General features: G+C 61.4%; 8 protein-coding genes. All 8 read left to right on the top strand.

Annotated elements, in window-relative coordinates; genetic code table 11:
- The first annotated feature begins 17 nt into the window (after positions 1 to 17).
- Complete coding sequence (locus MBR110_RS30285) at positions 18 to 3,818, top strand: PKD domain-containing protein (protein WP_181710009.1); 3,801 nt, start codon at positions 18 to 20, stop codon at positions 3,816 to 3,818.
- A gap of 167 nt (positions 3,819 to 3,985) precedes the next feature.
- Positions 3,986 to 5,038, top strand: a complete 1,053-nt coding sequence (locus MBR110_RS30290) for an ArdC-like ssDNA-binding domain-containing protein (protein WP_181710010.1) — start codon at positions 3,986 to 3,988, stop codon at positions 5,036 to 5,038.
- Positions 5,039 to 5,184: 146 nt separating this feature from the next.
- Positions 5,185 to 5,808, top strand: coding sequence for a hypothetical protein (locus tag MBR110_RS30295; protein ID WP_181710011.1), 624 nt, complete (start codon positions 5,185 to 5,187; stop codon positions 5,806 to 5,808).
- Between the two features lie 210 nt (positions 5,809 to 6,018).
- On the top strand, positions 6,019 to 6,834 hold the full coding sequence (locus tag MBR110_RS30300; RefSeq protein WP_181710012.1) for a metallophosphoesterase: 816 nt from the start codon (positions 6,019 to 6,021) through the stop codon (positions 6,832 to 6,834).
- A 262-nt stretch (positions 6,835 to 7,096) separates the two neighbouring features.
- Positions 7,097 to 7,960: a hypothetical protein gene (locus tag MBR110_RS30305; protein ID WP_181710013.1), complete on the top strand. Its 864-nt coding sequence runs from the start codon at positions 7,097 to 7,099 to the stop codon at positions 7,958 to 7,960.
- Complete coding sequence (locus MBR110_RS30310) at positions 7,957 to 8,682, top strand: hypothetical protein (RefSeq protein WP_181710014.1); 726 nt, start codon at positions 7,957 to 7,959, stop codon at positions 8,680 to 8,682. The genes MBR110_RS30305 and MBR110_RS30310 overlap by 4 nt, the downstream gene beginning before the upstream one ends.
- A gap of 277 nt (positions 8,683 to 8,959) precedes the next feature.
- Positions 8,960 to 9,982 carry a hypothetical protein gene (locus MBR110_RS30315; RefSeq protein ID WP_181710015.1) on the top strand — a complete coding sequence of 341 codons (1,023 nt, stop codon included), beginning with the start codon at positions 8,960 to 8,962 and terminating at the stop codon, positions 9,980 to 9,982.
- A gap of 37 nt (positions 9,983 to 10,019) precedes the next feature.
- Positions 10,020 to 12,173 carry an HD domain-containing protein gene (locus MBR110_RS30320; RefSeq protein ID WP_220138111.1) on the top strand — a complete coding sequence of 718 codons (2,154 nt, stop codon included), beginning with the start codon at positions 10,020 to 10,022 and terminating at the stop codon, positions 12,171 to 12,173.
- Positions 12,174 to 12,258: the final 85 nt, after the last annotated feature.

Here is a 12,258-nt window from a genome sequence, read left to right on the forward strand (position 1 = left end):
ATCTCAGGGGCCTTCTAATGAAAAAGCCAATCCACCGCGCCGCCATCGTGCTCGCAAGCTCAGGCCTCGCCTGCGCACTCCTCGCCCACACGGGGGCCGCAGTCGCGGCCGGTGCCTACGCTGCTGTCACGCAGGTCTATCAGGACGGGAGTCCGCCGACCGCGGTGCAGAGCCAGGCCGATGTCAGCGGACGCGTCCTTGTCATCACGGGGTATGGCGGCGACGTGAGCGGCGCGCTCGCGAACGGCCAGACTCAAACGATCGTGCTGCGCGGCACCTCGGGCCTGACGTACAACGTGCAGCCGCTGCGAACCTTCTACAGTGCCGACTTCTATACGAAGGTGTTCGACGATGCGAATGCCTTGCCGTCGTCTGACCAGGCCACCGTGATCAATGGTGGCGGATGGCTGACGTTGATCGATACCAACGCGCTCGGGCGAGACACGTATACCTTCGACCACATCCAGATCACGGACAGCAACGGCACCTCGTCCTCGATTCCGTTTGCCAACGCATTCACGTTCCGGGTCACGACTCCACAACCCCCGAACCTCGCCATCAATGACGCGAATGGGCAGGCGGTGCGTGGGACGTTTATTGCGAACGCCAGCGGTGCGTTCGTGCTGAATGGATACCCGGCGCAGCCGGAGGGCCCCTATACGCTCACCACGCCAACGATGAACATCTGGGGTACACATCTGGCGTCGCTTTCGGTGCCGTTCACGTATCAACGGCCCGTGGTCAACGTGGCTGGCCGATCACCCTCGTTGCCCGATTTCCCTGGGAACTCGCCGTTGGCGGTGCATCTTGCGAACCCAGCCACCAGCCAGCCGCTTGTTGGGCCGTTACCGTTCACGGCCGCACCGCTCGGCGCCGGAACCGGGATGCTCAACGGGGTCAAGCTCGGGGCACAAAGCGTCACGGGCACGCTGCCATTCGATATTGCGAAAGATGCGCAGATGCTGACTGCGTCGGCGACTGTCAACGGAACGATCAACCTCTATCTGAACGTGCCGGACGCTCCCAACATCGCACTCAATATGACGACGTGGAACCCGGCCGACGAGATCCAGCTGTCCCCATCCAAAGGCAAGATGGCGTACACGGTCGACGTCGCGCCGTTCCTGCTCGAGCCAGCCAGGCTCGGACTCGCTCCTGATTGCGGGTCCGGCGTGCAATTGACGACACTCGTCGGCTCCAAGGGCGGCACGCTAAAATCAGGGGATCTCGCCTGCGCGGTCAAGTTTGTCAGCGCGCCACTTGATGCACAGGACGTCACGGCAACGTCGGGTGGGATCAGCGGGTACATTCACGACCTCGGCCCGAATGACCTGACCTATGAACCGGGCGTCCTCTATCGCGATCCGTCGTCGGGAACGCTGCTCTTCTACTCGACCAACATCCAGAAGAAGCTGACGCTCACGGGCACGTCGCTGGACGACGCTGCACCGACACTGACGGTTGAGTTGAGCACGGCGGCCAAGCAAGCCGGCTCGACCACGCAGGCGCTTGCCTCAGTCATCGGAAATGACCAGTTCGCCGGCCAGGTACACGTCGCGGCGCCGAACCGCGGCTTGTCGATGAAGATCACCAACCCGGTTGGGAAAACCAACGTCGTCGCAACCCCGACCGACATCCTGGCGTCGCAGATCTACACCTCGGATTCGACGCTGTGGGACACGCAGCCGTTCGGCTTCGACGTGTACTATACGCGGCGGCCGGACAAGGTCTGGCACACCGATTTGGCGTTCACGATTGTGCCGCCAGCTGTCTCGATGACGGTCAAGCGTCCGACGGGATCGCTCGTGTCGAGCAACCCGTTTACGCTGTCGGGCCAGTTGGGTGTCGCGCGCGGCACCGTCTACACGTTCGATCCGACCACGATGGGCGATTGGCGGGTCCAGCCTTTCCAGAAGACGGTGAACCGCAATGCAAACGGCGCAGTCACCGGCTATACGCTCACGCCGCTTGGCGGCACGGGCCCGGTCGCGATCAATGCGGACGGAACCTTCACGGTGAACGTCGGGAAGGTGCAACCCGGCATCATCGACCTCGTCGTGCAGGCGACGCTCTATCGTGATGGCACGGCCACAACCCACACGGTGAGCGCGAACGATCTGCAGCTGTCGGTCCAGAACGGCAATCCGATCGACGCAGAACTGAAGGTTGCCCAATCGGCGTCCGGTCTTGTCTCGAGCTCGCAGGCCTACACGCCGATCCTGAACCTCATCATCACGGGACACCGGGAAACTGACGTGGCCGCAGTGCACTGGTTCGTGTCGAGCGATGGCGGGAATACATGGTCGTCGGCGGGCGACACGACCGCACCTGCACTGCGGCCGAAAATCACGGCGGCCGGTGCGTACCAGTACAAGGCGACCCTCGTCGACAAATATTCCCAAAGCGAGTCGACGTCGAACGTGGTGACCGTCGAGGCCTTCAATCGACCGAACCTGTCGATCAAGGCACCGACGGCCGGTTTTGTCGGGCGCCCGGTCACGTTCACCGCCGTCTCGGATGTACCCAATACGGAATTCACGTGGGTGCTCAAGACGGCCTACAACGACAAGGATCCGAAGACTGCTTCCGGTCCGACTTTCGACTACACACCAACCACGGCCGGCACCCTCTATGTCCAACTCGCCGGCAAGCAGACGGGCGGGACGATCAACAACACGCTGCGTACGCGAACGGTTGAGCAAATGTATAGCGTCGTGCCGCTGAAGATCTCGAAAGCAGTGATCAGCGGGCCGAACGTCGTCGAAACCGGCAAGCCTGTGACGTTCAAGGTTGCCCAGGGACAGCCCTTCGGGAACAACCAGACCCATACCGACAACATCGTTGGCCAGTGGGTGTTGCCGGACGGGACGACGCAGCCGGGCTTCAACCCGCTGACGACGACGGTCCAGCCGGGTCAGAAGAACGTCAGTTTCGAGAGCTGGGTCGATGGACTGCAGGACTCCACGCAGCAGATCAGCGTTTTCGGCTTCTCGACGTGGACGTACAAGTTCCCGCTGATGGTCATTGCTTCGTCGATCCCGGATCCGCGTGCGCCGGCTACGGGTGTCTTTACGGCAAGCTATGCCAACCAGGCGGACTCGCGCGACACCGGTGGCGAGAAATTCACCTTCTCGTGGGATTTGCCGCCCGGCGCGAGCCTGCTGTCGGAGCGGGGCAATACCATCACGGTCCAATTTACCCAACCCGGCGAGCAGCAAGTGAACGCCACGATCAGCGACACGCGCGGCAACTCGCAGCGCGTGGCGTCGCGAGCGTTCACGATTGCGCCGGCGCCGACGCTCGACGCGACGATGACCCTCTCCGACGGAGACCAGTGGCTTCGCGCGCCGTCCGATGTGCTCGTGAAGGTGGCACTGCTGTCGGTGCCGAAGGGCGATACCCTCAGCAAGGTGGACTACTCGCTGGACGGGACGTATCAGACGAGTTCGAGCAACCTGTCGTTGCCGGTCGTCGTCCATGTGCCGGCCGCCGGCAAGCACACGGTCTCCGCATCCATCACCACGAAACAAGGCGCGACGGCGTTCGTGACGAAGGACCTCACGCTGGTCCAGGGCGACTCACCCGTCTGTGCAATCGCGTCGGAAGGGACGGTGACAAAGTCGATCACGCTGCGCGCGACCTGCACGGTGAAAATGGGGAAGGTCGCCGGGCTGAAGTGGCTCATCAACGGGCAGCCAACCGCCTTGTCGTCGACCTTCATCAACTTCACGGCCCAGCAGCTTGGGAACGTCTCAAACGTCACGGTGATCGCCACGACGGACAAGGGCCAGACGGGCCAGACGCAGTGGTCTAAGTAACGGCGCAAGTCCAGGCGCAAGCCCATCTGACGGCCGCCCCACGGGGCGGCCGTCATTCATTCAACCGGCGGTGCGTCGTCCTCCCCGTGGTTCCGGTTCATCGGTCGCATCTCTCCACTGCATTGTCACCCGCCGATTTCAGGCGACTTCAATCTGGAGAGACTCAAATGGCTATTCGAACCAATGCGCCGCGTGCGCGCAAGACACGGGCTACCGCGAACAATTCGGCGTCAGGCACAGGCGGAGCGTTGCCCACGCGGCGCGAGAAGTGCAACGAGGCGCTCGCTACAGGAGCGGGATGGCTGGCTGGACGATCGGCGTTGCCGAGCCATCCGTGGGCGGGCCTGGACCGACTCCCCCAGAAGCTCGCGAAGGGAGGTGGGTCGTATGAGGGCACCAACTGCATCATTCTCTGGGCCGCGCAGGACACGATGGGGTTCAGGTCGCCTGTCTGGGGTGGTTTCAAAGCGATCAAAGACGCGGGATTCAAGCTCGAGAAGGGCTCGCATCATACAGTCGCCATCTTTGGTGGCTTCATCGAGAAGGACGTTAAATCCGGCGACTCGGATCCGGTCGCCGATGCGGTGTCCGACGAACCCGAACAAAACCCGAAGCAGCGGATTCAGACACTTCAGCCCGTGCAAGTGTTCAATCTCGCACAGACAACCGGCTTTCTATCCGACCGTCGACCGTCGCCCGCTGGACCGGCCCTCGAGGAGCATCTGGCACGTTGGAAGCGCGCACAGATCATTGCGGCGGTCGCCTTTCAACGATGGGAGACCGCGCAGACTGCTCACGACCTCGTGGAACACGAGATCGCGATGATCATCCGGCTCGCAGGCGACTTCGCTGTCACGCGGGCCCTGGGGCACGCAGAGGTGATCGAGGAGCCGCTTCCGCTCTTCGGCGCTGGCGCGATACCTCAACGCCTTCTCAAGATCTGCGGGGTCGCGCAGGAACTGTCCGCAGCGGTGGAGCGCGCTGTTTTCGGTGGTTCGAGCGCGCACGCGGTTGGTGCAGATGAATCTCTGCCCGAAGGCGCCGCTTCGGTGAGCTCGAGGCAGACCGATCCGACTTCCGGGGACCCGGGTACGGAGCCTTCGTCGGACCCAGACGTACTCGAGATCGCCGAACAGGATCTGGGGCGTCTCATCCCGCGCTCTGCGCCCGCAGCGCACGCTTCGGACGATGATGTCCTTGACGGATCCTGGGCGGACTAAACTCCGGCCCTGACCTCTACAACCCCGCATTGGCGCTGCCGATCGGGGTTTTTTTCTGGGCGCAGCTCATTCCACTGCAATTCGTACATCTCCCATCGCTATGTCAACCCAGCCCAGCTTTGGGCTCTTCGTCAATGGAGATGATGATGAACGTCAATGTTTTGAAAGCCCGCCGTGCCTTCGCAGGTGTTTTTGCCACGTCCGCTTCATTCCCGGCGCCTTCCGCCGCGATGTTGCGGGCAAGCAGGACGCCAGGAGAATCGGTCGCTTTCGAGGTGAACGGTTTTATCACCGTTGTGCACACGATTGCCGATCGGAACTCCTCCCCGTTGTACGAGGATGACGTGCAGCAGTTTGTGACGGAGTTCAACCCGTACGGTAAATACCGTGTTGGCCTGGACGTGAAGCTGGGTGATGCTTTCGGCAAAACCTGGATGTTTGATCGTCAGGCGGCCGTTCTCCAGGAACTGGAATCGGACACGCTGAAGGAAGTCGCTGCGGTCTTCGGAAATGGGACCGCACGGCGTCACGCGAATCAACGCGTGCTTCGTCGCGTTCAACGCGTGAAAGACTGGATGGCGCGTCGTTGGGCATACCTGACCATTCAGGTCCAGGTTCTCGACGGTTTCGGATGTCCGATGAAGGTCGAGTCGATGACCGGAATCGCGAGCGATGCGCGCACGGAAGAGATCGGTTCAGCAGTTGAGGAACTGGTCGAGGCTTGCTTTGTCGAGCCTGTTCAAGCGATTCGGCCGGTTCAGTTCTTCTGACGGCTTGACCTCCCACCCCGCACATTAGGCCATGCCTATGTCGGGGTTTTTTTCTGACGGGTGTTGAACCATGCCCAAACAGGCCAACACTCCGAACCCGCCGCACACCGCGGATGTTCAGATTGTCCGGTCAATTAGTGAATCACGGGCTCGCCGGATATCCTCGTAAATTCCACGTGGTGCGCGCAGGCTCTCGATGGAGACAGTCAAATGCAACATGTTCAACGATTCGCTCGAAACAAAAACGGTCGCGACTTCGTCGTGGGCGACATCCACGGGTGCTACGACCAGGTATGGGAGGCAATGCGCGCGGTCGACTTCAAGCCCGAAGCGGATCGCCTCTTCTCTTTGGGCGATCTGCTCGACCGAGGGCCCGGATCGCGGCGCGTGCGTCGGTTCCTCGAGCAGCCCTACGTCAGGGCCATCAGGGGCAACCATGACGACGAGTTCGTGCAGTTGTATGCGGAGGGTGTGCCCGACGACCGAGTGCTGCAGGCTTACATGAATGTGATCGGCGACAGCAATGGAATGAGCTGGTGGCTTGACGTACCGCATGATGAGAGACTGCAGATTGTCTCCCGACTCGCCCGACTTCCCTATGTGATCGAACTCCAAACCGCTCGCGGTCTCGTGGGGTTGGTTCACGCAGAGGTGCCGATCGGGTGGGACTGGGCCACGTTCACCGCGCGTATCTCGGCGGGAGATGAATACGCGACGAAGTCCGCCACGTGGGGAAGGAAGCGAGCGGAGCGGGGTGACGATTCCGGTGTGCACGGCATCGACCGCATGTTCGTCGGCCACAAGATTCATGCCGCGCCACGCCGCCTCGGCAACGTCTTCTACATCGACACTGGCGCATTCGTCAGCGTACTCGACCCGGGGCGAGAAGGTCATCTCACGATCGCGGACGTTGCTGCGTCCACCGAAGTGCTCACCGCCGCGCCTATGCTGAAGGGGCCGCACGTTGCCGCTGTCACCGAGCAGGTCAACCCGGACCGTCCATTTGGAGACTATGTGGCACGCTAACAGCCGGCACCGTCGAATGCCGGTCGATGCCTCTGCGGATGCCATAGTTCGAAATCGATAGCCTCGCGGACGCTTCTATCCGTCTCGCCTGAAGACCTCCCAACCCCGTATCTGTTGCCACGCGACAGACGGGGTTTTTTCTCGGGCCACGGGCGATATCGTGGGCCGCGCCTTCTGCCCCTGATCGGCAAAGGCGAGCATCAAGCCCGTCGGATTTGAATATACTCGCAGCACTGTGCTACCGCGTCTCCAGGACCTGTCCGTGAAGATCATCTTTAGTCGCAAGGGATTTGACTCACAGTATGGCCGGGTGCCGAGTCCGATCCTCCCTGATGGATCGCTTCAGACCTTGCCCATCCCGTCGCGATATGGGCGTCCGCTCGGGGACATCCAATGTCCACAGGGACCGGTCCACAACCTCGTTGACGACCTTACAGGAGGCGCTATCACGGCGCGAACTTCTGTCCATCTCGATCCTGACCTGAGTGACGGCAGCGTGGCGCGGCGGCCTGGCTGGCGTGCTTCGCTCGGGCAAGTGGGATCAGCACAGAAACACCTTGCCAAACAGGGTGTGGGGCCGGGAGACGTCTTCCTGTTCTTTGGTTGGTTTCGTCGCGCTGAACACGTCGCGGGCCGGTGGCGGTACGTACCCGGTGCACCAAACGTCCATGCTTTGTTCGGTTGGCTGCAGGTAGGGCAGGTCTATAAGGTCGGTAGATTTGAATGCCCACGATGGCTTGATGATCATCCGCACGTGCAGCATGCCGGCGCGATCGGCGTGGACAACACAATCTATGTCGCCGACGAGAGTTTGGCGGGTACGCGCAATCAAGTACCCGCGGCCGGCTTGTTCCGAAGCTGGAGCGCTGACCTGCAGCTTACCGCGCCCGGTTGCTCACGTTCCATATGGCGTGTGCCCCGATGGCTGCTGAACAATCCTGAACAACCAACTCTGAGTTACCACCGCGATCCCGCTCGGTGGCGTATCGACAACGAATGGGCCATCGTGCAAACGGTTGGGAAGGGCCAAGAGTTTGTGATTGACATGGGCGACTGCAACGACGCCTCTCAATGGCTGGAGAGCCTGGTTCTCCGTCATGGTACGTCGCCGGGAGCGCAGATATGAGCATCACGATGGGCTACAAGATGACCCACGACAGTGGATTCGCACCCAATCCCTTCCACGGCGTGTTGACGCTCGCCACGTGCAAGCCGAAGGTGAGAGCGTGCCGGAGGGTCGGCGAATGGGTGGCTGGGTTCGCTTCAAAGGACTTGGTCGATAGAGCCGCTCGCCGAGGGGTGAGTATCCCGCGCGACGGACTCGTGTACCTCATGCAGGTCCGCGAGGTCTTGCCGCTGCACGCGTACTTCGAGGACAGCCGCTTTGCGGTCAAGCAGCCGCCACGTGAGTCGTCCAACACCATCGCTTTGTGCGGCGACAACATCTACTATTACGACCACCGTGGCCAGTACGAGCAACTGGAAAACCGTCACCACACCCGAGCTGACGTTAGCCGAGATACCTCTGGTGTGAATGCGCTGATCGCCGAACGCTTCTACTACTTTGGTCGCAAGTGCTTTGTGCCCCATGATGGATGGGCGACCACGATCGGGGCCCCTTTGTCGACGGGCCGCACGTTCTACTGCCCTGATGGTTTTGCCGAGAAGATGCTTAGCTACTTCGACGCGAAGGGCATCGCGCAGGGCTTGCACGCGCTACCATCTCTGATGGACGAAAGCACGACAGTGAATCCCGATCATTTCTGCGCCGTTGCCTGCCACGAGACGGGTGGCACGCCGACGGTCAGGCTGGTTGGTCCCAACAGATCGGGCTCCTGCGGCGGCTGAGCTACGCTTCTATGCATCCGGTCTGAGCCATTTACTGCCCCGCAACGTCTCGAACCGCCTCACTTCCTGCCAGTACTTTTTCCTCAGCCGCACGTCTTCCGGCTTTCCGTCGAACGCCCACGCAACACCGTTTCCGCGACGCGGGCGGCAGGGATTTTTCCCGCGCATCCAATCTCCTCGATCGCAAGTCGCTTCGATTTCATTTCTGCATTCGGTTAGGCCGTGGCTATGCTTGCGAGCAATATCGGCGCGAAATCAACCAAAAGGAGCCCCGGAGATGAAGCCGCTGTCGCTCGATGCACAACGCAACCCTGACCTCCATCAGCACTATCAGGGGTTCAAGAACATCCTGTACCTGGCGGGCTACCTCCGGCGCGAAAACCCGCACGCGCAGTCGGTTCCCGTGGACGCGACCAGGACGTTCTGGATGCAGATGACCAACAACGAGAACCTGAGTTTGCCAGTGGTACTTCCGGCGGGCATCAGCCTGCCAAAGCGCCTCAAGGATCAACAAGGCCTGAAGGTCCATTGCAACCTGCGTGGCTGGAGGAGCGACCTCAACGACCGCAGCGAGCGTCCCCAGCTGCAGGCGTATGCCCGCAGCTTCAACCGGATCAACGTGCTGGAGATGCCGGCGCTCACCGATTTCCAGAAGGCGGTCCCCGAGCAGGCGCCGGAAGACAAGACCTTCCGGCCGTTCGGCTCCGGTTATCGGAGTAGCGGCGCGTCGAACCATGTCGAACTCGCCGGCATTCTCGCCAACAAGTACTATCGACCTGCAGACGAAAACAAGGGCGCGGCCTTCTTTGGTCTCATCCGCCAACACCCGGATCCCCGTCAGGACATCCCCGTGATGTATTACGGACGTCTCGCTGAGCAACTCAGCGATATCCCGATTGGCGCACCGATCCATGTGACCGGGAAATTTCGCCTGACGGACGTCCGACCGACCGATGAGATCAATCCGGTCACCGGGAAGCCGCGGGTAATCGCATACCCCGTCATCGTCATCGACGTTCCACAGCAGCCGACCGAGCGCGACATTCTCTATATTCAGGAAGTCAAAGGCTCGCGAGTAATCTGGAAGGCAAGCACGCCGGAATGGATCTTTAACGTCGCGCCGAAGCGCGCCAACCGGGTGGGGATCCAGGGAGACGGCGCGGGCAAGGCGCCTCAAATCGAGAAGGTGGAGGAAGGCGCGGGCGCGCCTGTGGCGGGCCCCGCACAAGGTGTCGCGACCGGCAACCTGCAGATGTCGGAGGAAGAGCGCGAGGAGTTGAAGCGGCAGCTGAACATCTAACGCAGACTCGCGTTCACCGATGCATCGCGAACCCCTTGTGTCCGCAGCCGTCGGCGCGACATGCTTCTGGCTTGTCGTGCTGACGGGAGTCGGCATATGGCATGGGTCGGTTCGTGTCACCGACCTATTCCAGTGGTCATTCTACTTCGATACCGTCAAATGGCCGATCGCCGGTGGCGTCTCCGGCTTCCTGATTGCGTGCCTGTCGATTCACCTCGATCGCCGCTACCGTTTTGAAGAACTCGCACCACATTCGCAAGCTGGCCTGACCACCAAGCTCGGTATCGTGCCGATTCATCTGGAAGAGCTTGAAAGCGCAGGCGAGCGGATTGCGCCCGCAGCGCTGGCGTCGGTGGCACGCCTGGCGAACATCATCACTAAGAAGCCGAAACCGCCCGTCGAATTCCTTGACGAATGGTACCTGCGATTCGAGAAGCCGTTTCCCAAGCACACCGCCCTCATGCGAAAGCTGGAAGGGGTGTTCATGTCTTACCGCCACTACCCCGCGAGCCATGTCGTTCAGGGCTCGCGCAATCATGGTGGCCGCTCGCTGCTCGAACACTCGGTGCTGGTCGCCCTGTTGATGGAGTGGAACGCGCCGTCATTCGAATATCCGATCGATCGAAGCAAGCCGCATTTACCATTGCTCGACCAAAATTATCGATTCAACTCTCACGATCCCGTGATAGCGCTCGCGGGCATGGCCCATGACATCGGCAAGATCGAGTGCTACCAGTTTGAGGAAGACGATCCGGAGCATCTGGGCGCGCCGATTGGATCGCGCCCGGACCATGACCGCACGGGCGCTCGATGTCTCGCTCGCATGCCGGAATTCTGGGACCTGCCAGCCGACGACCGCGACGTCCTGCGTCTCGTTGTCGCGCATTACCACGCTCCGCAAGAAATGCCGATGGCAACACCCAAGCAGGTGCTGTCTGACCGGCTTCATGCGATTCTCGAGCTGTTGATCAAATGGGACACGGAGGGATCGGCGCTCGAGAACCGGGAGGGTGCGCGGGAAGCTGAGCACGACAAGAACGCTATGGCAACTGAGCCACAGGCGTTCAAGCCGCAGTCGCAACTTGGGCAGCGCCTGAAGCTGTGGGAGGTTTGCCAGAGTGTGATGAACGAAGCGGGGCGCATCAATGGTGCTGACAAGCGGCGCAACGTCGGTTGGAAATACCACTTCCCTCATCTCGGCAAGACCCTCGTCTTTCTCGTCGAAGACGCCTTCGTCAAGCTGGTCGCCGCACGGGCCAACCTGGAAGATGAGATGGGCGGGACATTCAGTGGCTCAAGCGTTGATCCGCTGACGAAGAAAATCCTGATGACATTCTTCGAACAGGGCGTGCTGCACCTGGATTTCCAGGATGCACGGCTTCGCTCGCCCGACCTCCTTGCCTACGTCGCGAGAATGTGGGAGCCACGGGCATACTTTGAGAGCACGCGCACGAAGCGCGACGTTAAGCCGGTCGGTAAGCGCGGCAAGCCCACGATTACGCTTGGCTCCGTCCTTGTGTTGGAAATTACGGACGCTACTTTCCCGGAGTTGATGAAGCTCCCGGATAACAACCTGGTGCCCGAGATCAAGCACTTCCGACTCGGTGCGGCGGGCCGCGGTCGCAAACCCAAGGCCGGCGCGCCAGCGCCGACTGGAGATGCGGCCCCGCAGCCAGTCGAGCCGACGGACAGCGGCTGGTATGTCCCGGACGAGGGCGATCGGCTAAAGCCCGGGGAAACCGCCGCGCCTAAGACGGAGGCGCCCACCGACGGCAGCGGCGAGAACGTCTCGGACGACCCGGCGGATCCATCCGGACAGCCGTTAGTCTCAACACCGACGCCGCAGGGCGAGCCGGCATCGGTAGTCCCGCAGGAGAAAGTTGCGGGAGATGCGACGGGCAGCAAGGCAATCAGCTCTGGCCTGTTGTACCAAATGGCCAAACGCGCGCTGGAGCAGGGCGAGATCGAGGCGCGGCTTATCGGGTCTTCGAAATCCATCATCGTCTACACCGGACAGAAGGAGATCTACGGGCCTCTCGGCCTGATCGCCTTTGGGTACGACAACGAGCAGCAGTTCATTGTCGACGCCGCGTCCGGCCGGATCCGGGAAGTCACCGCGGGCGAGCTCGAGGGGCGGATGATCGTGCGGATCGCGCCGAGTGCCGAGAGTCTTCGCGCCATGGAGGGGTAACCAGGGAATATCGTCGCGACCGCTTCCAGTAGGCAATGACATCTCCAAGGGCTATGTCCTCCCCACAACGGGGTCACCTTTTGGA

Origin of the sequence: Burkholderia sp. MBR-1 (assembly GCF_013822785.1) — a bacterium.
Classification (GTDB): Bacteria; Pseudomonadota; Gammaproteobacteria; order Burkholderiales; family Burkholderiaceae; genus Burkholderia; species Burkholderia vietnamiensis.